Here is a 21,586-nt window from a genome sequence, read left to right on the forward strand (position 1 = left end):
GGGCCGGCCCCGACCAGACGATAATGTGAACGCTGGTGAACGGAATTCGACAAATTCGAGGAGGGGCTGTACGTTTCTGTTCAGGCATGTCGATGCGGGAGACGCCGGCCATGACCGCCGATTGGGACGATCTGCGCGTGTTCCTGACACTGGCGCGCGAGGGCAACCTGACCGCGGCGGCGCGGCGGCTGCAGGTCAGCCACCCGACCGTGGCCCGACGGGTGCGCAGCCTGGAGGAGGCGATCGGCACCCGGCTGTTCGACCGGCTGCCCGACCGCTTCGTGCTGACCGCGGCGGGCGAGGAGCTGCTGGCCGACACCGAGGCGATGGAGCGCGCGGCCGAATCGATCCAGCGCCGCAGCGCCGGCCTCGGCGACACGGCGCACGGCACGGTCCGGATCTCGGCCGGCGAGGCGATGACGGGCTTCCTGGCCGACCATCTGCCGCGGCTGCGGCGCGGACTGCAATGCATCGAGATCGAGCTGGCGGCCAGCCACATGCTGGCCAATCTCTCGCGGCGCGAGGCCGACCTCTTGATCCGCGAGCAGGTGCCGGATATCCCGAGCCTGGTGGCGCGGCGGCTGGGCCGGGTGGAATACGCGATCTACGCCGCCCGGGACCGCGAGGTCGCCGACACGACGCCGGAGGGTCTGCGCGGCGTCACCTGGGCCGGCTTCGACGAGGAGCACGCCTACATGCCCGGCCAGGCCTGGGTGGCGGAGCTGCTGCAGGGCGCCCGGCCGGCGGTGCGGGTCAACAACTGGCTGGTGCTGCAGCACGTGGTGCGCAGCGGCGAGGCGATCGGCCTGCTGCCCTGTTACGCCGGCGACCCGGATCCGGGCCTGAGCCGGCTGGGACCGGTGGTGGCGGAGGTCGGGGTCGACCAGTGGCTGCTGGTGCATCGCGACCTGCGGGCGCTGTCGCGGGTGCGCCGGGTGATGGATTCCCTGGTCGCCCTGTTCCGCGAGCGCCGCGATGTCCTGGAGGGCCGTCTGCCGCAGGAGGCCGCGGCGGCTTGATCACGCCGCGGCGGGCGGATGAAATGGCGCCATGCTGGTGAGCGACCTGACTGTGACGAAGGCAAATCCTGGTCCCCCCTCCCCCTACCCCCCTCCCGAGAGGGGAGGGGGGACAAAAAAGGCGCATCTCTTCAAAGTCGCTTCCCGCCTCCTCTCCCTCCTCACCCTGCTCCTGGTCGCCGCCTGCGGGGCGGAGCTCCAGCCCATGGGAGCCCTGAACGGAACGCCGGGGCTGGAGGCGGATGCGGTGATCGCGGCCGACGGCTACCGCCTGCCGCTGCGCCACTGGGGCCCGGTGGACAAGCCGCGCGCGGTGATCCTGGCGCTGCACGGCTTCAACGAATACGGCAAGGCCTTCGACGACCCCGCGCGGTTCTGGGGCCAGATCGGCATCGCCACCTACGCCTATGACCAGCGCGGCTTCGGCGCCACCGCCGGGCGCGGCATCTGGCCGGGGGCGGAGACCCTGGCCGACGACGCCGCCACGGCGCTGCGGCTGCTGGAGGCGCGCTACCCCGGCGTGCCGGTCTATCTGCTCGGCGAAAGCATGGGCGGCGCCGTCGCGATCCTGACCGCGACCCGACCGGAGCATCCGCCGATGGCCGGGCTGATCCTGTCCGCCCCGGCCACCTGGGGCCGGCAGAGCATGGACGCCATCCCCCGGGTGGCGCTGTGGCTGACCCGCCGGCTGATCCCGGCGATGACCTTCACCGGGCGCAATCTCGGCGTCCAGGCCAGCGACAACATCCCGATGCTGGTCGCGCTCGGCCGCGACCCGCTCTACATCCGGGCCACGCGGGTCGACGCGATCGACGGGCTGGTCGACCTGATGGGCCGCGCCTCCGATGCGGCGGCGGAGATCCCGGAGCCGACCCTGGTGCTGCTGGGCGAGCATGAGCAGGTGCTGGCGCCGGCGTCGGTCGACCGGCTGCTGCGCCGCCTGCCGCGGCGGCCGGATGTGGTCGTCGCCTCCTACAGCCGCGGCTGGCACTGGCTGCTGCGCGACCTCGGCCGGCGCACGCCGCAGCGCGACATCGCCGACTGGGTGCTGCATCCCGGGCCCGGCCTGCCTTCGGGCGCCGAGCTGCGCGGCCAGGCCCGGCGGGCCCTGGCCGACGGGACGGCCCCGGCCACCGAGCAGCAGGCGTCGACCGGGCGCTGAGCGATCGGGAAAGGGCGGCTAGGCGGCCTCGGCCGGCAGCGGCAGCCGCACCGGGCTGAACACCTCCTGCTCCTCCAACACGCCGCGCAGGCTGAATCGGCCCATCGGCTCGGCCTCCACCCCGGCGGCCCGGCGGAAGGCGTCGGTCATCAGCGGCCGGCGGCCGGTGATGCGGCACAACGCCTCGACCCGGCTGGCCAGGTTGACCGCGGGGCCGATGACGGTGAAGTCCAGCCGGTCGGCGGCGCCGATGTTGCCGTACATCACCTCGCCGATATGCAGCGACAGGCCGTAGTCCAGCGCCGGCCGGCCCTCCTCGACACGTCTGGCGTTGAGCGCGGCCATGCCGTGCTCCGCCATCGCCGCCGCAGCCAGGGCCTTGGCCGCGGCGTCGCGCACGCCCTGCTCCTCGTCCACCGGGAAGATCGCCAGCATGGCGTCGCCGATGAACTTCAGGATCTCGCCGCCGGCTTCCTGCACCGACGCGGCCATCGTCTCGAAATAGCTGTCGAGCGTGGCGACGATCTCCTCGCGGCCCACGCTCTCGCTCATCGCCGTGAAATCGCGGAGGTCGCAGTACCAGATCGCGGCGTGCAGCGATTCCGACATGCCGCGGCGGATCTGGCCGTTCAGGATGCGGGCGCCGGCGTCGTGACCGACATAGGTGTCCAGGAGGTCGACCGCGGTGGCGCGCAGCGTGTGGATCTCGATCAGCCGGGTCAGGATCGGCATCAGCCGGTCGAGCTTTTCCAGCGCCGGCTCGGAGAAGCCATCCTCCTCCCGCGTGGCGAAGGAAATGGCCGAGCGGCGGCCGCCGGTGAAGCCGAGGCCGAACAGGGCGTAGTCGGTCAGCCCCTCGTCGCGGAACTCCTCCAGCACCGGGAAGTCCAGCTGCGCCTTCGGTCCGGTCAGGCGGCGGCGCAGCGCGTCCGCCCCCTCCTCGATCACCACGCGGATCGGGCTCTGCTGGTATTCCGGCGAGTTCCGGTTCTCCCACAGGCCGCGGCGGCGCTCGATCGCGCCGGTGCCGCGCCAGATATAGGCGGTGCCGAAATAGAGCGGGTGGAGGGCGGGCACGATGGCCAGCGCGCGGGCGACCGGAACGTCCTCCGCCACCAGGCGGTTGCAGAACTCCTCCAGCAGCTGGCTGGTGTCGCGGATCGTCGGCGCTTCATAGAGCAGCCAGTCGAGGGTGGGTGAGCCGGTACAGCTCGTCATCGGATGGTCTTTCTCGATCACGACGCCCATGGTCCCGCCCCTCGCGCAGCGCAAGCTCCCTTCATCTAGGTGCGCCGTCTCCGGATTTCGAGGGCCGCGTGCGCCGCCCGCTGTCAGACCCGCTCAGCCCCAGAGCGCCGGTTCCGGCGGCCAGACGGTGGCGCCATCATAGCGCAGGGCAGGATCGTGGTCCTGCGCCAGCAGCAGCGGCCCGTCGAGATCCACCACCTCCGCCCCCTGCGCCACCAGCGTCGCCGGCGCCATGGCGAGGGAGGAGGCGACCATGCAGCCGACCATCACGGCGAAGCCGCGCTCGCGCGCCGCGGCGCGCAGCCGCAGCGCCTCGGTCAGCCCGCCGGCCTTGTCCAGCTTGATGTTGACCATGGCGTATTTGCCGGCGCAGCGGTCCAGGCTGGCGGTGTCGTGGCAGCTCTCGTCGGCGCAGAGCGGGATCGGGCTCTCGAAGCCCAGCAGCGCATCGTCCTCCGACGCCTTCAGCGGCTGCTCGATCAGCTCGACGCCGAGGGCGGCGAAGGCCGGGCCGAAGCGCTCCAGATGGGCGATCGACCAGGCCTCGTTGGCGTCGACCACCAGCCGGCAGTCCGGCGCGTTCTCGCGCACCGCCTGGACCCGCTCCAGGTCGCCGTCGCCGGTCAGCTTCAGCTTCAGCAGCGGCCGGTGCGCCGACTGCCGCGCCGCCTCGCCCATCCGCTCCACCGTGTCGAGGCTCAGCGTGTAGACCGTGGTGACAGGCCCCGGCTCGGGGATCCCGGCCAGGGCCCAGGCCGGCACCCCGGCCAGCTTGGCCTCCAGGTCCCACAGGGCGCAGTCGACCGCGTTGCGCGCGGCGCCCGGCGGCAGCAGCGCCTGCAGCCCCGGCCGGTCGGCGCCATCGGCGATCGCCTGGGCCACGCTCTCGATCTGCGCCGTCACGCTCTCCAGGCTCTCGCCGTAGCGGGCATAGGGCGTGCATTCGCCGCGGCCGACCGCGCCGCCGGCGGCGATCTCGGCGATCAGGGTCCGCGCCTCGGTGCGGCTGCCGCGCGAGATGGTGAAGACGCCGCGGATCGGCCACACCGCCTCGCGGACCGAAAGCCGGCGGCCGGTCATTGGTCTGCCGACGGGGCGACCAGCCGGTCGACGATGGCGCCGACCCCGGTGCGGACCGGGTCGACCGCGGGCAGGCCGAAGCGGTCCTCGGCCTCCTTCAGCGCCCGCTCCGCCGCCTGCGGGTCGAGCGCCGAGGTGTTGAAGGCGAGGCCGACCACCCTGGCGTCGGGGTTGGTCAGGCGGGCGCAGCGCTCGTTCAGCGCGATGCACTCGGCCAGATCGGGCAGCGGGAAGTGCGGCAGGCCGCGCATATGCGGCCGCCCGGGCTCGTGGCACATCACCAGCGCCTCGGCCTGGGCGCCGTGCAGCAGGCCCAGCGACACCCCGGCATAGGAGGCGTGGAACAGCGATCCCTGGCCCTCGATCAGGTCCCAATGGTCGGGCTCGGCCTCGGGTGCCAGCCACTCGGTGGCGCCGGAGATGAAGTCGGCGACCACGGCGTCGACCGAGACGCCGCCGCCGGCGATCAGGATCCCGGTCTGGCCGGTGGCGCGGAAATCGGCCTTCAGGCCGCGGGCCCGCATCTCGCGCTCCAGCGCCAGCGAGGTGAACATCTTGCCGACCGAGCAGTCGGTGCCGACGGTCAGCAGGCGCCGGCCGCCGCGCGGCGCGCCGGTCGCGACCTCGAAGTCTCGGTCCGGGTGGCGGACGTCGAACAGGCTGCGGCCCAGCGCCTTCGCCCGCTCCGCCACCGCCGGCAGGTCGGCGATGCGGTTGTGCAGGCCGGACGCGATGTCCATGCCCAGCTCCAGCGCCCGCAGCATCGTGTCCTGCCAGGCGTCGGAGATCCGGCCGCCGCGGTTGGCGACGCCGATGATCAGCGTCTGCGCCCCTTTCGCCGCCGCCTCCTCCAGAGTCAGGTCGGGCAGGCCGCAGGTGGCGCGGCAGCCGTCCAGCCGCAGCTGGCCGACGCAGACCTCGCGGCGCCACTGCGCCACACCATAGGCGGTCTTGGCCGCGAGCTGGTCGGGGGCATCCCCGAGGAACAGGAGATAGGGGCGCCTGATGTCCACGATGCGGGCTCCTCACCAACGGTCGCGGCGAGTGTAGCGGGAATCGAAGGGCAGGCCAGGACCGCGGCATCGGGACGTCATAACCGGCGGTGAGGGTCCCGGCGCATCAGTTCTGCGGCTGATCCTGCCGCCGCTCTTCCGGCGGCGGGCGCCGCGGCGCCGGCGGGGGCGGCCGGCGCTGGATCTGCGGCTGCAGATGGACCGGCGGCCGGGCGATGTGCGGCGCGGTATGGGGTGCGGCCGCGGCATCGTGCTGCGGCTGGACGACCGCCGGATGGTGCGGCTGTCCAGCTGCCGGTGGACGCGCCGCGGCCGAGGGCTCGGGTCCGGGATGACCGGTGAGCGGCCGGCCGGGCGTCGGCGGCGCGGCCGTCATGGGCGGCTTCGGGGCTGCGGCCCCGGCCGGCGCATCGGCGGGCCGCTGACCGCGCTCGGGCAGCGGCGGACGATTCGGCAGCGGGTGCTCCGCGGGACCGGCCTGGGCCGCGGCCGGACCGTTCGGCACGCCGGGCCCGCGCTGGTCGCGCTCCGGCAGGGGCGGGTGGTCCGGCTGGGCGTGGGCAATCGGCTGGGCGGGCCGGCTCGGCGCCGGCGGATGCGGCCGGTTCGGATCGGCGGCGGCGAGCGGCGGCCGGCCGCCCGGCGCGCGGGCCAGCGCCGGATGGGGCGCCGGCGGCTGGCCGGCAGCCGCCGGGGCCGGATGCGGCAGGGTCGAGACCGGGGTCAGCCGGGCCTTGTCGAGCTGCTCGGCCGGCACTGCCAGCGCGGCATGCGCCACCGGCTGGCGGGCGGCCAGGACCTGGGCCGGCACCACCGTGGCGAAGCGGCGGTTGGCGTCACCCTCGACGATGGTCGGACCGTTGTGGATGTTGGTGATCCGGTTGATCTCGACATTCCGGACATTGGTGACGTTCACGTTCCGGACATAGGTGTCGCTGGCCCGGTAAGGCGGGCGGTAGATCTCGCCCGGGCCCAGCGGATACCAGCCGATCGGATGGCTGTCGACCGCCGCGGTGACGGCGGCGCCGACCGCGGCCCCGGCGAAGAAGCTGACCAGCGCCGGGGCGTAGACCGGATGCGCCTCGACCGGGCCGGGCACCCAGCCCCAGCGGTCGTCGACATAGGTCCAGCGGCCGTAATGGAACGGGGCGAAGCCCCAGGGCTGGTCGTCGATCCAGGTCCAGCCCCAGCGGTCGTCATAGGTCCAGCGGCCGTAGCGGTACGGCACCCAGCCGGACGGTACGTCGGTCGGGTACCAGACGGCGCCGTAGGCCGGCGTTTCCTTCCAGCTGCCGGCGGCCTCCAGGTCCTGCCAGCCGGTCATGGCGCGCGGGACGTATCGCGGCGCCGCGGCGGCCGTCCGGATCCGGCCATCGGCCCAGTCGTCCAGCGGGCTGCGGTCGGCCGACTGCGCCAGGGTGGTGCTGAACGGATCGCTGCCGCTGACCACGCCGGTCTCGCCGCCCTGGATGTCGACCGGCCCGTCCGGTCTGCCTTCGATCTGCGCCTCGCCGGAGAACACCACCACCTGGGTCGGGTCCTGGGTGGTGCCGGCGTCGATCCGGTACTCGCCCGGCCGCTCCAGCGTGACCGTGCCGCGCGGCGTGTCGACGGTCCAGGTCTCGCCCGCCTCCAGGTCGGCGATGTCGATATTGACCGATCCCTGGTCCAGCGTGGCGGCGAAGGCGGCATCGTCCAGCCTCTGGATGTCCAGCTCGGCCTGGTCGCCGAGATGCAGCTCGGCCGGGCCGATCTCCAGCTCGGCGCGGGCCTGCGGCTCGGTCCAGAACGACATGCCGGTGGTCACCGGCTGGTTGCGGGCGGCCACCGCCCAGGGCTGGCTCGCATCGGGGCGCAGCGACACCGCGCCCGAGATGTCGGCCAGCCGCCCGACCCGGGCTGGCGGATCGTCCGCCCGCGCCGGCACCGCGCCGCACAGCAGGGCCGCCGCGGCGACCCCTGCCAGGATCTGCGCTCTCATCCGTTCCTCCTCGGCCGCCGGTGCCACCGGCAGGGCGGCCCGACATCCCCGTTCGGCGCCGGCGGCGGGACGGGGCCCGGTGCCGGCGCGAGCGCACGTCCGCAGCCCTGAAGCTAAGCGGGGCGGGATTGCGCGAGGCTGACCATCGGATGAATTCGCGGTGAGGTGGCCGGCCGCCGGTTCAGTTCAGCAGGCGGTCGATCTCGGCCTTCAGCTCGGGGTCGTCCGGCATGCGGCCGGCCGAGGCCAGCACCGCGGCGCGCAGGAACAGGGCCTGGGCCGTCAGTTCGTCGACGCCGTCCTCCGCCTGGGCCATCACCTGCTCGATCTGGTCCAGCCGCTCGGCCATGCGGTCGGCCGTGGCGCCGTCCAGCGGCTCGGCCTTCGCCGTGCCGACCGCCTCCAGCAGGTCGGCGGCGACGATGCGCAGGCCCAGCCAGGCCGTCGCCGCCTCGAGCGCCTGCCGCGACCGCCGGTTCTCGCCGCCGCCCAGCCGGCCGATCAGCGGCGCCGCCGCGGTCAGGCTGCGCCGGGCGTCGGCCCGTGCGTCGAGGGCCTGGGCCGCCTGCACCAGCAGCAGGTCGGCGTCGAGCATCTGCGTCGATTCGGCGCCGTGCTCGAGCAGCGCCCTGCCCACCAGCTCGTAGCGGCCGGCCTGCACCGCCTGCATCTCGCCATTGGCGGCATGGCCGCGCATCCGGGCGTAGAATTCGGCGAAGGGATCCGGCGCCGCGGGGGCTGCGTCCGGCGCGGGGGGCGCCGTCACCACCGGCGGCTGCGGCCAGTGGCGCAGAGCCTCGATCAACCGGGCGGCGACGCGGGCCGACGGCACGGCCTCCGGTTCGGCCGCCGCTTCCGGGGGCTGGGTCGGGGCGATCGGGGCGGCCGGCGCCTGCTGGGCGGGCGGTGCCGGCGGCGCGGTCTCGGCAGCCGGCGGCGGAGGGGTCTCGGCCGCAGGCGTCGATGCTTGGGCGGTTATCGACGCTGGAGGCGCCGGGCTCGCAGCGGCGGCCGGCGGCTCCGCGGGCGCGGGGGACCGGGCCGGCGGTTCCGCCGCAGGCGGCGGCTCGGCGGCCGGCGGCAAGGGGGCGGCCGGCGGCGCTTCAGCCGAGGCGGATGTCTGTGGTGCCGGCGCCGCGGGGGCTTCGGCCGACGCCAGGGGCGTCTGCCCGGAAGCGGAGGAGGGCGCCGGCGGTGCCGGCTGGGCAGCCGCCGCAGCGGCCGTTGCGGCCTCCGCCGCCTGGACCAGCGGTCGGGGCGGCGCCGTCGCCGGGTCGGCCAGCAGCGCATCGGCCTGGGCACGGGTCAGGCGGCCGGTCGGGGCGGCGCCGGCGGCGCGCTGATAGACGGCGATCGCCCGCCGGGTGGCGTCGCCGAACAGGCCGTCGACCGGGCTGCGGTAATGGCCCAGCGCGGCCAGGCGCTGCTGGATCCGGCGCCGCTGCGCCGTGCTCAGCGTCGGTTCGGCCTCCTCCGGCGCCGGCGGGCCGATCAGCCTGTCGGCCTGGTCCTGCAGCGCCTGCAGCGACTGACGGTCGGCGGCGGCGCGGTCGCGGATCGCCGCGGCCTGGGTGCAGTCCGGGCCCTGCGTCGCGGCGCGCGCATCGATGGTGTCGACGCGCTGGCGCTGCTCGGCAATGTCGTCGGCGACCGCCAGGGCCCCGGTGCGGCCGGCCAGCGGATCGGCGGCCTCCAGATCGCGCAGGCGCCGACTGGTGCGGTCGAGGACCGTGGCCGTGTCGGCCTGCACCGACCGGGCGTCGTCGACCAGCGCCGGACAGGCCTGCGGGCCGCCGGGCAGGGCGCCGGTCGGGGTCGAGGCGATCCGGTCGGCCAGCCGGTTCGCCCGCCGGGCCTCGGCGTCCAGCCGGCGGGCCAGGCTGCCCAGCCGCTCGCTCTGCAGGTCGGGCCGGCCGCACTGGCCGATGATGGTGCGATAGGCCGCCTGGGCCCGCCGCAGCTTCGCCGACAGGCCCTGGGCCTGGGCTGCCGTCTGGGCCGCCTGGTCGATCGAGGCGCGGGTGGTGCCGGTGCCGGCCTCGCGCTCGATCCGGTCGATCCGCGCCCGCACCCGGCCCAGATCGCTCTCCGCCGTGGTCGCCAGCACATGCGCCTCGGCCTCGGTCTGGGCGCAGCTCTGCGACCGGCTCGGCCGGGCCGGCTCCTCGAACTGGCGGCGGATGCTGCTGAAGAAATCGTCCAGCCCGTCCGCCCGCGCCGGTCCGGCCGCGGCGGCGAGGGCCAGCGCGACGGCGAGGCTAGGGGCGATCCGGGCGATCTTCATGCGGGGTCTTGCTCTTGCGGGCCAGCAGGCGGAACGCCGCCATGACGCCGGCCAACGTCATGACGACCAGGAGTATGATCAGCAGCGGCGCCGCTTCTTCAATGCCGAAGATGCGGCTCAGCGTCTCGCCGGCGAACCAGCCGAGCCCGACCCAGATCGGCGCCCAGGCGATCGCGGAGGCGATGTTGGCGATCTGGAACGGGATCTGGCGCATCCCCATCATGCCGGCCACCAGAGGAATCACGGCGCGGACCGGGCCGAGGAAACGGCCGATGAAGACGCTGATGCCGCCCCAGCGGGCGAAGAAGTTCCGGCCGGTCCGCAGCATCTGCGGGTGCCGGGTGAACGGCCAGATCCGCTCCACCCGATGTTCCAGCCATGCCCCGATCCAGTAGGAGACGGCGTCGCCCAGCACGGCGCCGGCGATCGCCCAGGGGATCACGTTCCACGGGCTCAGCGTGCCGGATTGGATCAGCGTGCCGGCGGCGACCAGCACGGCGGTGGCCGGCAGCAGCAGGCTGAGGACGACGAAGGATTCACCGAAGGCGAAGACCAGGATGATCGGCCCGGCCCAGCCGGCATGGGTGCCGATGAAGGCGATCGTCTGGTCGATGAAGCCCTGCACGCGCCAAACCTCTCCTGGCCGATCTCAGCGGCGCCCCGTATCGACGGCAAAAGCGGCGATCAGAGGGCGAGGATGCGGTCGGGCGCGTCGGAGAAGACGCCGGCCACGCCGAGATCGAACAACGTGCGGGCCCGCTCCGGGTCGTTGACCGTGTAGGCCAGGACCGGCCGGCCGGTGGCGCGGTATTCGGCGATCGTCTCCGGCGTCTCCTTCTCGTGGCTGACATTGATGGTGGCGGCGCCGATGGCGTCGGCATTGGCGGCCCAGACCGCCGGCCGCTCCCAGATCAGATAGCCGCGCGGCCAGTCGGGCGCGATCTCGCGGGCCTTCATCAGGCTCTCGATGGCGAAGCTGGAGATCAGCGGCTTCGGCCGGTCGGCGGGCCACAGCCGCTGCGCCGCCGCCAGCGCCACCTCGGCGGTCTCGACCTCGCGGCCCGGGCAGGGCTTGATCTCGATGTTGACGGCCAGGCCCAGCTCCAGTGCCAGGGTCAGCACCTCGTCCAGGGTCGGGATCCGCTCGCCGCGGAACTCGGGCGCGAATTTGCGGCCGGCGTCGAGCATGCGCAGCGCCGCGAAATCGGCGTTGGCGACGGCGCCGCTGCCGTCGGTGGTGCGGTCCAGCGTGTCGTCATGGATCACCACCGGCACCCGGTTGCGGGTCAGCTTGACGTCGAACTCGATCATCTCGACGCCCAGCGCGGCGGCCTTGCGAATCGAGGCCAGGGTGTTCTCCGGCGCATGGGCCGCGGCGCCGCGATGGCCGATGACTCGGGGCAGGGTCAGGGTCATGGGGCTGGTCTCCGGGGGCGTCGAGGGCACTGCGGGAGGCGGTTTTCGGCTGGATGAAACGGTCCGGCTCACTCGCCCGGACGGAAAATGCCGGCAGCTCGTCAGGACGGTCTTCCCTCTCAGGTGCCACCCTCGCCGAGCCGGCGTCAAGTGCGGCGGCCCCGGCCGCGACTCCCCACGCCGGACCATCCGTGCTAGACGGGCCCCCGATTCGAGAGATCCGGACGAGACCCATGGGATTCAATTGCGGCATCGTCGGCCTGCCCAATGTCGGCAAGTCGACGCTGTTCAACGCGCTGACCTCCACCCAGGCGGCGGAGGCGGCGAACTACCCGTTCTGCACGATCGAGCCGAACACCGGCCGCGTCGGCGTGCCCGATCCGCGGCTGGACAGGCTGGCGGCGATCGCGGGCTCGGCCAAGATCATCCCGACGCAGCTGGAGTTCGTCGACATCGCCGGGCTGGTCCGCGGCGCCTCGAAGGGCGAGGGGCTGGGCAACCAGTTCCTGGCCAATATCCGCGAGACCGACGCGGTCCTGCACGTGCTGCGCTGCTTCGAGGGCGACGTCACCCATGTCGAGGGGTCGGTCGACCCGGTGCGCGACGCCGAGACGGTCGAGACCGAGCTGATGCTGGCCGACATGGAGAGCCTGGAGCGGCGGGTGCAGTCCGCCGCCAAGCGCGCCAAGGGCGGCGACAAGGAGGCCAAGGCCGAGATCGACCTGATGGAGCGGGCGCTGGCGGTGCTGCGCGAGGGCAAGCCGGCCCGCACGGTCGAGCTGTCGGCGGAGGAGCGCGAGCCGTTCCGGCGGCTGGCGCTCTTGACCTCCAAGCCCGTGCTCTATGTCTGCAACGTGGCGGAGGAGGAGGCGGCAACCGGCAACGCCCACTCGGCCCGGGTCGAGGCGATGGCCAAGGCCCAGGGCGCCGAGGCGGTGGTGATCTCCGCCGCCATCGAGGCCGAGCTGGCGCAGCTTCCGCCCGAGGAGAAGCAGGAATTCCTGGCCTCGATCGGGCTCGAGGAGCCGGGGCTGAACAAGGTGATCCGCGCCGGCTACAAGCTGCTCGGCCTCCTCACCTTCTTCACCGTCGGCCCGAAGGAAGCGCGGGCCTGGACGGTCACGGTGGGCGCCACCGCGCCGGAGGCTGCGGGGGTGATCCACACCGACTTCCAGCGCGGCTTCATCAAGGCCGAGACCATCGACTACGACAGCTATGTCGCCCTGGGTGGCGAGCAGGGGGCCAAGGACGCCGGCAAGATGCGGCAGGAAGGCAAGGACTACGTCGTCCGCGACGGCGACATCTTCCACTTCCGCTTCAACGTGTGACCCTCGGCTCCGTCTTCCCTCGACGTCATCCCCGCGAAAGCGGGGATCTCTTCAGCATCCCTCCGAGATCCCGTGTCTGCGCCGCGGCACTCCGCGCCGCAGCGCGCACGGGATGACGAACCGGCGGATCACCCCGCCGTACAGGTGGTGCTGGCGGCGCCGGCGATGCGGCTGTAGGTCGCCTGGCCGCCCTTGTCCCAGAACTCCGCGCCGTAGGGGTTGGTGTAGCGCGCGCCGCTGCCGGAGATTGCGCGCTGCAGCGTGATCGTGTTGCCGCCATCGGCCAGCACCAGCGCATCGCCGGTGAAGCCGGCGGACAAGGTGGTGCCGTCGGCGCAGCGGTAGCCGACGGTGCGGGTCGCCACGGCTTCGGTCTTCGCGGTCGGATTCGGTGTGTCGTCGCCGCAGGCGGCCAGCGCCGCGAGGGCCAGCATGGAGGTGACGAGGACCGGGCGACGGATCATGGCTCTAGCTCCTGGCATCGTTCGGGCGGCTCCGCCGACGTGGCGGGCCGCAATGTGCCTGAACAACGCAGCCGCAGGCCTTTTGTTCTGACGTTTCACCGCCTGTCGATCGTCCGGTACGCCGCGACTGACAGCATCGGGTCGTCGATACTGACGCAGCTCGCATCTGATTGCGGCCGGACGGCGCCGGGAGCCATTGACAGCGCCCGCGGGATGCGAAGTAATGGTTGTGCTTTTGCCAAAAACACAATTTCTGTATGAAGATGCCAGCCTCTCCACACTCCTCAGGCTCCGCCTAGATGGTCGCCCGGATCGCCACGGTCGCGTTCCAGGGGATCGAGACCGCGCCGGTCGACGTGCAGGTGCAGGTCTCCGGCGGCTTCTCCGGCATCACCCTGGTCGGCCTGCCGGACAAGGCGGTGGCGGAAAGCCGGGAACGGGTGCGGGCGGCGCTGCACGCCCTCGGCCTGGCCCTGCCGCCGAAGCGCATCACCGTCAACCTGGCGCCGGCGGACATGCTGAAGGAGGGCAGCCATTTCGACCTGCCGATCGCGCTCGGCCTGCTCACCGCGCTCGACGTGCTGCCGGTGCAGGAGGTCGGCCAGTACATGGCGCTGGGCGAGCTGGCGCTGGACGGGGCGCTGACCCCGGTCGCGGGCGTGCTGCCGGCGGCGCTGGGCGCGGCGGAGCGCGGGCTCGGCCTGATCTGCCCGGCCGCCTCGGGGCCGGAGGCGGCCTGGGCGGCCGATGCCGAAGGCCGCATCGACGTGCTGGCGGCGCCGACGCTGCTGGCCCTGGTGAACCACTTCAAGGGAACCCAGGTGCTGACGCAGCCGGAGCCGCTGGTGGCGCCGGCGGACGGGCCCGGCCTCGACCTGCGCGACGTCAAGGGGCAGGAGACGGCGAAGCGGGCGCTGGAGATCGCCGCTGCCGGAAATCACAACTTGCTGATGATCGGCCCGCCCGGATCCGGCAAGTCGATGCTGGCGGCGCGGCTGCCCGGCCTGCTGCCGCCGCTGTCGCCGGCCGAGGCTCTCGAGGTGTCGATGATCCATTCGGTGGCCGGGCTCCTGGAAGGCGGGCGGCTGATGCGCCGCCGGCCGTTCCGCGATCCGCACCATTCCGCCTCGCTGCCGGCCCTGGTCGGCGGCGGCCTCAGGACCCGGCCGGGCGAGATCTCGCTGGCCCATCGCGGCGTGCTGTTCCTGGACGAGCTGCCGGAATTCGCCCGCGCCACGCTCGAATCGCTGCGCCAACCGATGGAAAGCGGCCGGGCGGTGATCGCCCGCGCCAATTCCCACATCACCTATCCGGCCCGGGTCCTGCTGGTGGCGGCGATGAACCCATGCCGCTGCGGCCATCTCGGCGATCCGGCCCTGGGCTGCGGCCGGGCGCCGCGCTGCGGCCAGGACTATCAGTCGCGCCTGTCGGGCCCGCTGCTCGACCGCATCGACCTGCATGTCGACGTGCCCGCGGTCTCCGCCGCCGACCTGGCGCTGCCGCCGCCGGCCGAAGGCACGGCGGAGGTGGCGGCCCGGGTCGCGGCCGCGCGCGAGATCCAGGCGGCGCGCTATGCCGAAGACGGCATCGCCACCAATGCCGAGGCCGACGGCGCGGTGCTGGAACGGGTGGCGGCGCCCGATGCGGCCGGCGCCGCCCTCCTGACCCAGGCGGCGGAGCGGCTGCGCCTCTCCGCCCGCGGCTATCACCGGGTGCTGCGCGTCGCCCGCACCCTGGCCGACCTGGCCGGCGCCGAGACCGTCGGCCGGGCCCAGATCGCCGAGGCGCTGTCCTATCGCCGGCTGGCCGTCGCCGGATAGCCAGTATCGGCATCCGGTCCGGCAGTCGAATCGAGCGACAACCCATAAAATAATAGGAAAATCCATCGGCGGCGGCAGAAAAATGCTGCCGGACCCAATCAAGCCGGGGTTGGCCATCGGCGGAATTTCTGTGATCCTGGCACGGCTCGCTTCCGTCCAGGCAATCACCTTCACCCGAATCTGACGGGGAACGCCGCCGATGCGCTCGATTCTCTTGCTGTCTGTCGCGGTCCTGGCCGGCGCCTGCGTCCCGCAGCCGGCCAAGCGTTTCGTCGTGGTGGAGACCTTCAACGAGCGCGGCGCCGCGGGGGCCCAAGCCACCGCCGACCGCTACTGCGGCCAGTCCGGCCGCACCGCGCTGGCCGCCAACCGGCAGTGGAACTACATCGGCTTCCAATGCGTGGCGCCGGCCAGCACCTTGCTGGCGCAGACGCCGATCCCACCGCGCTGAAGGAAAACCCGAGCCCCAAACAGTAGAGGAGCCGCCTCGGCGGCTCCTCGTGGTGCTCCTTTGTCCGCAGGCTCACCCGACGATGCCGGGTTGCCATTCTGACGGAGGTCGCCGCACGGGCGTTGCGGCTGGCCAATACGCGTTACCGGCTATGCCGACCACGTGGCTGGAGGATGCGCCCCCGGAACGATCGGATCAAGGGGGTAGTCGTGCAGCGCAGCAAAGGTCAGCCGGGCTGCCATGTCCCGACGCGGCGGATCACGCCGCCTGCGTGGCCTGGGCAACCCGGGTCATGAATCTCTCGGCCGCCCGTTCGGCCAGGAGCGGCGCCGCGTCGGCGATCGCCTCCAGGAGCGGGTCGAGCCAGGCCTCGTCGGCCTTGGCGAAGTCTCCCAGCACCCAGCCATGCACCCGGTCCTTGTGGCCGGGATGGCCGATGCCGATGCGGACGCGCCAGAACTCCGGCCCGATATGGGCGTCGAGCGAGCGCAGGCCGTTGTGGCCGGCGGTGCCGCCGCCCTTCTTGACCCGGACCTTGCCGGGCGCGAGGTCGAGCTCGTCATGGAACACGACGACGTCGTCGGGCGTGAGCTTGTAGAAGCGCATCGCCTCGCCGACCGACCGGCCGCTTTCGTTCATATAGGTGGTGGGCTCCAGCGCCAGCACGCGCTCGGCGCCGAGCCGGCCTTCCGCCAGCCGGCCCTGGAACTTCAGCTTCCAGGACGAAAAGGAATGGCGCTCGACGATGTCGTCGAGCGCCATGAAGCCGACATTGTGCCGGTGATAGGCGTATTGCGAGCCGGGATTGCCGAGGCCGACGAACAGCAGCATCGAATCCTCCCGATCCGCCCGGCCTTGATCAGGCCTTCGACTCCTCGGCGGCCGGGGCGGCCTCGCCGGTCACCGCCGCGGCCTGGGCCTCGGCGGCCTCGGCGCGGACCGCCGACGGCGCGGCGATGGTGGCGATCACGAAGTCACGGTCGGCCACGGCCGGGCGCACGCCCTCCGGCAGCTTGACCGCACTCATGCGCAGCGAGTCGCCGATCTCGGCGCCGGTCAGGTCGACCGAGACGAATTCGGGGATCGACTCGGCGCGGCAGATCAGCTCCACGTCGTGGCGCACGACGTTCAGCACGCCGCCGCGCTTGATGCCCGGGGAGGCCGCTTCGTTCTCGAAATGCACCGGCACGTCGGCGTGGACGGTGGTCTTGTCGCTGACGCGCAGGAAATCCATGTGGATCGCGCGGTCGGTCACCGGGTCCAGCGCGATGTCGCGCGCCAGGCAGTGATGCCGCTCGCTGCCGATCTCGATGTCGTAGAGATGGGTCAGCGCGGCAGGGTCGCGCAGGATCTTCAGCATCGAGTGGGCATTGACGCTGAACAGCACCGGCGGCTTGTTGTCGCCGTAGATGACGCCCGGGATCATCCCGGCCCGACGCGCTGCCCGGGCTGCCCCCTTACCGGCCCGGTCCCGCGCCTCGGCCGTGATCTTGATGGTTTCGGCCATCGGCTCTCTCCTAAGTGAAGACGCCGGCCTCCAGGGGTGCCGGCGTCGGTCCGGCGTGGGAAAGGTCCCACGCAAGCGCGGTCGTCTAGCAGAAATGGTCCGGCTGCGCAACGGCCGGGGCGGCAGCCCCGGTCATGCGAAGCCTCAGAGACCGTTCGAGAATGCGTGTGGCGTGAGTCGGCTGGCGGCGGTTTCGAGAACCGGAGCGCAGCGGACATAGGTCCGTGAGCACCGGAAGCGGAGAAACCGCCGTCAGACGGCCGCGCCGCGCGCGTTATCGGACGGTCTCACCAGGCGGGCAGGATCGCGCCCTTGAACCGGGTCTCCAGGAACTGCGCCACCTCCGGCGACTGGTAGGACTCGACCAGGATCTTCAGGTCGGGCCGGTCCTTGTCGGCGGCGCGGGCGGCGACGAAGTTGCCGTAGGGGTTGTTGGTCCGGCTCTCGGCGATCAGCGCGTCCTTGCGCGGGTCCAGCCCGGCCTCCAGCGCGTAGTTGGTGTTGATGATCGCGCCGTCCAGGTCCGGCAGGGCATGCGGCAGCTGCGCCGCGTCGAGCTCGGAGAACTGGAAGTTGTGCGGGTTCTCGGTGACGTCGAGCAGCGACGGGGTCAGGCCCTTGCCCTCCGCCACCTTGATCAGGCCGTGGGCGGCCAAGAGGTTCAGCGCCCGGCCGCCGTTGCTGGGATCGTTCGGGATGCCGATCTTGGCGCCGTCCGGCAGCGACTCGACCTTGTCGAACTTCTTCGAATACAGGCCGATCGGCTCGACGATGGTGTAGCCGATCGGGACGATGTGATAGCCGCGGGCGGCGATCTGGGCGTCCAGATAGGGCTTGTGCTGGAAGGCGTTGGCGTCGAGCTCGCCGTGCTCCAGCGCCTCGTTCGGGATGGCGTAGTCGGAGAAGGTGATCAGCTCGACCTCGAGCCCCTTCTTGGCCGCCACCTGCTTGGCGACCTCGGCGATCTCCTCCTCGCTGCCGCCCATGACGCCGAGCTTGATGCTGGCGGCGGCGGCGCTGCCGCTGGCGGCGATGCCGAGGACGAGGCCGAGCGCCAGGCCGATCAGGCCGCGCTTCAGCGGGAAACGGGACATGGTGTGCTCCTGCACGTCTGGGATCGAAAAGAGATAGCGCGATTGCGCGCCGCGGGTCAGGCCCGGGCCTGATCCGTCCGGCGCTGGCGGCGGCTGATCGTCGTCAGCGCCGCATGCGCCGCCCGCCCGGCCGCGCGGGTGGTGCGGAACAGGCGGCCCTCCAGCGGGGTGAAGGCGGCGTCGGAGGCGTAGAAGCGGAAACCGCGCGGCTCGCGCGTGACGATGCCGGCGGTCAGGCCGCCGGCGACGATGATGAAGGCGTCAGCCATGGAAGGGATCCTCTCTCGGGCGCCCGGTCGGGGCGCTGCGTCGGTCGTGCGGACGGGTTGCGGCGGGCGGGGCCCGCGATCAGCAACAGCGACAGGCGCGACGCATGCAGCCGGTGCGCGACGAAGCCGGGGTCGGCGCGGCGGCGGAGAGGATGGGCAGGGTCGAAGAAGACATCGGTCGGCTCCTCAGCATCAACTGCCGGAACCACGAACTCACGTCGTGGCGCTTTAGCGTTTGGTGACGCGGCGCAAGCTGCTTCCGTCAAAATCCCGCGGATCCGAAGATCGGTGCCGACCCTCTAACATGCGCATCGATATGTCAATCATAAAAAATCTACCGATGAGCTGTGTGTTTGTCGGGGCTCCCGCAGCAAAAAGCCCGCCCGGCAGGACCGGGCGGGCTCTTCGGTTCCGCTGTCGGCAGGCTCAGCCGGCGCCGCGCCGCCACCAGCCGCGCTTCGGCGCCTCGGGCGGCTGGTTGATCACCTGATTGGCCTCGACCGCCAGATTCTCGGCCGGGGGCTCGGGCTGCGGGGCAGGTTCGGGCGCGGGTTCCGCCGGGGCCGGCTCGGGCTCGGCACCGTTGAGCGCCGCCGCCTCGGGTTCCGCCGCCGGCTCGGGGGCGGCGGCCTCGACAGCCGGCTCGGCCGCGACCTCGGCCTTCTTGCGGCGCGGGGCGCGGCGCTTCGGCTTCGGCGCCTCCTCGACCGCTTCGGCCGGGGCGGGCTCCGGCGCGGTCACGGCTTCCGCCGCTTCCGCCGGCTCCGGCGCCGCGGCGGCCTCGGGCTCGGCATGGCTGGCGGCGTCGGCGGCCTCGACCACGAAGGGCTCGGCCTCCTCGCCCTTCTTGCGGCGACCGCCGCGACGGCCGCGGCGCCGGCCCTTGGCCTCGTCCTCGGCCGGGGTGGCCTCGGGCGCCGCCGCCTCGGCAGGCGCCGGCTCGGCGGCGACCGGCTCGGCCTCTGCCTCGGGCTCGGCATGGCTGGCGGCGTCGGCGGCCTCGACGGTGAAGGGCTCGTCGACACGCTCCTCGGGGGCGGCCTCCTCGTCCTCCGCCTCGCGCGGGTCGTAGCCGAAGCTGCCGTCGGCCGCGACCGCGGACGGCTCCACGCGATGCCCGTCCTCGCCGCCGCGCCGGCCGCGCCGGCGCCGGCGGCGACGCCTGCGGCCGCCGGCCTCGCCCTCGGCCTGCTGGCCGTGCTGCGGCGGCTGCGCCGGGCGCTGCTGCTGCGGCCGGGCCGGCTCGCGGGCCTCCGCGACCTCCTCCTCGTCCTCGACCTCGGCCGCCTCGGCCTCCAGCGCGGCGTCGGTCTCCGCCATGATCCGGGCGGTGTTGTCGACCGGCGCCGCCGGGGCCGGCAGCTCGGCGCCGCGGGCGCGGGTGCGCTCGATCCGGTGCGCCGGCGGGATCAGGCTGTCATCGGCCTCTATCATCACCCGCACGCCGTAGCGCCGCTCGATGTCGGCCAGGGCGTCGCGCTTCTGGTTGAACAGGTACAGCGCCAGGGCGGTGGCGACGTGCACGGTGATCTCGGAGGCGCGCTTGCGGATGCCCTCCTCCTCGATCGCGCGCAGCACCGACAGCGCCGCCGAGCCGGTGGTCCGGGTCATGCCCAGCCCGCCGCAATGGGCGCAGGTCTCGAAATGCGTCTCCATCAGGCTCGGGCGCAGCCGCTGGCGCGACAGCTCGAGCAGGCCGAAGGCGCTGATCCGGCCGATCTGGATGCGGGCGCGGTCCTGCCGCATCGCCTCCTTCAGCCGGTGCTCGACCGCCTTGTTGTGGCGGTCGTCCTCCATGTCAATGAAGTCGATGACGATCAGCCCGGCCAAATCGCGCAGCCGCAGCTGGCGGGCGACCTCGTCGGCGGCCTCGAGATTGGTCTTGTACGCCGTCTCCTCGATGTTCCGCTCGCGGGTCGAGCGGCCGGAGTTGACGTCGATCGAGACCAGCGCCTCGGTCGGGTTGATGACGATGTAGCCGCCCGACCGGAGCTGCACGACGGGGCTGTGCATCGCATCGATCTGGCCTTCCACGTTGAAGCGGTGGAAGAGGGGGACGTTGTCGTCCTCGTAGCGCTGCACCTTCTTGGCATGGCTCGGCATGAGCATGCGCATGAAGTCCTTGGCGACGCGGTAGCCTTCCTCGCCGGCGACCTGGACCTCCTCGATATCCTTGGAATAGAGGTCGCGGATCGCCCGCTTGATCAGGTTCGCCTCTTCGTGGATGACGCAGGGCGCGGTCGACTGCAGCGTGGTCTGGCGGATCGAATCCCACAGCCGCAGCAGGTAGTCGAGATCGCGCCGGATCTCCAGCTTGGTGCGCTCCAGCCCCGCCGTCCGCAGGATGACAGCCATGCCCTCCGGCACGTCCAGGTCATCCATGATCGCCTTCATCTTCTTGCGATCCTTGGGATTGGCGATCTTCCGGCTGATGCCGCCGCCGCGCGGTGTGTTCGGCATCAGGACGCAGTAGCGCCCCGCCAGCGACAGGTAGGTGGTCAGCGCAGCGCCCTTGTTGCCGCGCTCCTCCTTGGTCACCTGCACCAGCATGATCTGCCGGCGCTTGATGACCTCCTGGATCTTGTAGTTGCGGTAGTTCGGCAGCTTCGAACGGCGGTCGCGGGCCTCCTCGGCCTCGTCGCCGCCCAGCACCTCGACGCCGGCCTCCGGCTCGCCGTCATGGCCGTTGCCATTGCCGTTGCCGTTCTCGCCCTCGGCCGGGGTCGGGTCGTCGCCCTTCGGCGCCTCGGCCGGGGCCAGCAGCGCCACCGGGCCGCTGTCGCCCTCGGTCGACAGGGTCTCGCCGAAACTCTCCGCGGCGACGGCGTCGGCGGCGATCACCTCGCCTGCCACCGCGTCGCCGGCGGCCTCGACGACCTCGACCACCTCGCTCGGGCCGGCCTCGGCCTCGGCGCGGGCCGGGCGGCGGTCGCGGCCGCGGCGCCGGCGCGGCGCCGGCTCGGCGGCCTGGGCCTCGGCCTCTTCGGCCTCCTCGGCCTGGCGGGCCAGGAGCGCCTCGCGGTCGGCGATCGGGATCCTGTAGTAGTCGGGATGGATTTCGGAGAAGGCGAGGAAGCCGTGCCGGTTCCCGCCATACTCCACGAAGGCGGCCTGGAGCGAGGGTTCGACCCGCGTCACCTTGGCCAGGTAGATATTGCCCTTCAACTGCTTCTTGGCTTCGGTCTCGAAATCGAATTCCTCGAGCCGATTGCCGTCCAGAACGACCACCCGCGTTTCTTCCGCATGGGTGGCGTCCACCAGCATTCTCTTCGCCATGTATAAACCCTGGCGACGCTGCCGGCCGCCCCGCGCGACTCACGGGGCAGCGGCGCGTCCTTGTCCTGCCGAAGCCGCCGGGGACGCGAACCGTGATCACCCGAGAACGGCGCTTCGCAGCTGGCCAGACGGGAGGGTCCGCGACCACCGGTCCGGCGCGGATGCGCCGGGGCA

Annotated in this window: 18 protein-coding genes; 5 read left to right on the plus strand and 13 right to left on the minus strand. The window is 72.6% G+C overall.

All coding sequences use genetic code 11. The features are described from left to right. Window positions 1-110 precede the first annotated feature (110 nt). Window positions 111-1,019 carry a LysR family transcriptional regulator gene (locus G537_RS0131240; RefSeq protein ID WP_026873387.1) on the plus strand — a complete coding sequence of 303 codons (909 nt, stop codon included), beginning with the start codon at window positions 111-113 and terminating at the stop codon, window positions 1,017-1,019. A 205-nt stretch (window positions 1,020-1,224) separates the two neighbouring features. Continuing rightward, a complete protein-coding gene (locus tag G537_RS41000; protein ID WP_051249357.1) occupies window positions 1,225-2,181 on the plus strand; it encodes an alpha/beta fold hydrolase in 957 nt (318 codons plus the stop codon). A gap of 18 nt (window positions 2,182-2,199) precedes the next feature. Here G537_RS41000 and G537_RS41005 read toward each other — a convergent pair whose 3' ends face one another. The 7 genes from G537_RS41005 to ugpQ form a co-directional block, all read right to left on the minus strand. Continuing rightward, complete coding sequence (locus G537_RS41005) at window positions 2,200-3,399, minus strand: adenylate/guanylate cyclase domain-containing protein (RefSeq protein ID WP_064742249.1); 1,200 nt, start codon at window positions 3,397-3,399, stop codon at window positions 2,200-2,202. Between the two features lie 123 nt (window positions 3,400-3,522). Further along, window positions 3,523-4,509 (minus strand): N-acetyl-D-Glu racemase DgcA, encoded by a 987-nt coding sequence (gene dgcA, locus G537_RS0131255; RefSeq protein WP_026873388.1) that lies wholly within the window; start codon window positions 4,507-4,509, stop codon window positions 3,523-3,525. Continuing rightward, window positions 4,506-5,522, minus strand: coding sequence for an N-acetyltransferase DgcN (gene dgcN, locus G537_RS0131260; RefSeq protein WP_026873389.1), 1,017 nt, complete (start codon window positions 5,520-5,522; stop codon window positions 4,506-4,508). The genes dgcA and dgcN overlap by 4 nt, the downstream gene beginning before the upstream one ends. Window positions 5,523-5,628: 106 nt before the next feature. Next, window positions 5,629-7,503, minus strand: coding sequence for a DUF6600 domain-containing protein (locus tag G537_RS41010; RefSeq protein WP_026873390.1), 1,875 nt, complete (start codon window positions 7,501-7,503; stop codon window positions 5,629-5,631). Between the two features lie 181 nt (window positions 7,504-7,684). Then, window positions 7,685-9,787 carry a peptidoglycan-binding domain-containing protein gene (locus tag G537_RS41015; protein WP_034853560.1) on the minus strand — a complete coding sequence of 701 codons (2,103 nt, stop codon included), beginning with the start codon at window positions 9,785-9,787 and terminating at the stop codon, window positions 7,685-7,687. Beyond that, on the minus strand, window positions 9,762-10,412 hold the full coding sequence (locus G537_RS0131275; protein ID WP_026873391.1) for a DedA family protein: 651 nt from the start codon (window positions 10,410-10,412) through the stop codon (window positions 9,762-9,764). Before G537_RS0131275 ends, G537_RS41015 begins: the two co-directional genes overlap by 26 nt. 59 nt (window positions 10,413-10,471) lie before the next feature. Then, the gene (gene ugpQ / locus G537_RS0131280; RefSeq protein WP_026873392.1) at window positions 10,472-11,203 is read right to left on the minus strand and encodes a glycerophosphodiester phosphodiesterase; all 732 of its coding nucleotides are present in this window, start codon (window positions 11,201-11,203) and stop codon (window positions 10,472-10,474) included. A 233-nt stretch (window positions 11,204-11,436) separates the two neighbouring features. Between ugpQ and ychF the strand changes: the two genes are divergently transcribed. Then, window positions 11,437-12,531: a redox-regulated ATPase YchF gene (ychF, locus tag G537_RS0131285; protein WP_026873393.1), complete on the plus strand. Its 1,095-nt coding sequence runs from the start codon at window positions 11,437-11,439 to the stop codon at window positions 12,529-12,531. 128 nt (window positions 12,532-12,659) lie between these two features. Here the strand turns inward: ychF and G537_RS0131290 are convergent, their stop codons facing one another. Then, window positions 12,660-12,995, minus strand: a complete 336-nt coding sequence (locus G537_RS0131290; protein WP_026873394.1) for an MliC family protein — start codon at window positions 12,993-12,995, stop codon at window positions 12,660-12,662. A 299-nt stretch (window positions 12,996-13,294) separates the two neighbouring features. On the opposite strand from G537_RS0131290, the gene G537_RS0131295 reads away from it, so the two are divergent. Both G537_RS0131295 and G537_RS0131300 read left to right on the plus strand, forming a co-directional pair. Then, window positions 13,295-14,815 carry a YifB family Mg chelatase-like AAA ATPase gene (locus tag G537_RS0131295; protein ID WP_026873395.1) on the plus strand — a complete coding sequence of 507 codons (1,521 nt, stop codon included), beginning with the start codon at window positions 13,295-13,297 and terminating at the stop codon, window positions 14,813-14,815. Between the two features lie 199 nt (window positions 14,816-15,014). Further along, window positions 15,015-15,266 carry a hypothetical protein gene (locus G537_RS0131300; protein ID WP_026873396.1) on the plus strand — a complete coding sequence of 84 codons (252 nt, stop codon included), beginning with the start codon at window positions 15,015-15,017 and terminating at the stop codon, window positions 15,264-15,266. A 258-nt stretch (window positions 15,267-15,524) separates the two neighbouring features. Here G537_RS0131300 and pth read toward each other — a convergent pair whose 3' ends face one another. The 5 genes from pth to G537_RS0131330 form a co-directional block, all read right to left on the minus strand. Beyond that, window positions 15,525-16,097 carry an aminoacyl-tRNA hydrolase gene (gene pth / locus G537_RS0131305; RefSeq protein ID WP_026873397.1) on the minus strand — a complete coding sequence of 191 codons (573 nt, stop codon included), beginning with the start codon at window positions 16,095-16,097 and terminating at the stop codon, window positions 15,525-15,527. Between the two features lie 28 nt (window positions 16,098-16,125). Then, window positions 16,126-16,773: a 50S ribosomal protein L25/general stress protein Ctc gene (locus G537_RS0131310; protein ID WP_026873398.1), complete on the minus strand. Its 648-nt coding sequence runs from the start codon at window positions 16,771-16,773 to the stop codon at window positions 16,126-16,128. Window positions 16,774-17,060: 287 nt separating this feature from the next. Next, window positions 17,061-17,867: a MetQ/NlpA family ABC transporter substrate-binding protein gene (locus tag G537_RS0131315; RefSeq protein WP_034853561.1), complete on the minus strand. Its 807-nt coding sequence runs from the start codon at window positions 17,865-17,867 to the stop codon at window positions 17,061-17,063. A gap of 56 nt (window positions 17,868-17,923) precedes the next feature. Continuing rightward, window positions 17,924-18,136 carry a hypothetical protein gene (locus tag G537_RS0131320; protein WP_026873400.1) on the minus strand — a complete coding sequence of 71 codons (213 nt, stop codon included), beginning with the start codon at window positions 18,134-18,136 and terminating at the stop codon, window positions 17,924-17,926. Between the two features lie 426 nt (window positions 18,137-18,562). After that, window positions 18,563-21,412 (minus strand): Rne/Rng family ribonuclease, encoded by a 2,850-nt coding sequence (locus G537_RS0131330; RefSeq protein WP_034853562.1) that lies wholly within the window; start codon window positions 21,410-21,412, stop codon window positions 18,563-18,565. Between the last annotated feature and the right edge of the window lie 174 nt (window positions 21,413-21,586).

The organism is Inquilinus limosus DSM 16000 (assembly GCF_000423185.1).
GTDB classification, from domain to species: Bacteria; Pseudomonadota; Alphaproteobacteria; order DSM-16000; family Inquilinaceae; genus Inquilinus; species Inquilinus limosus.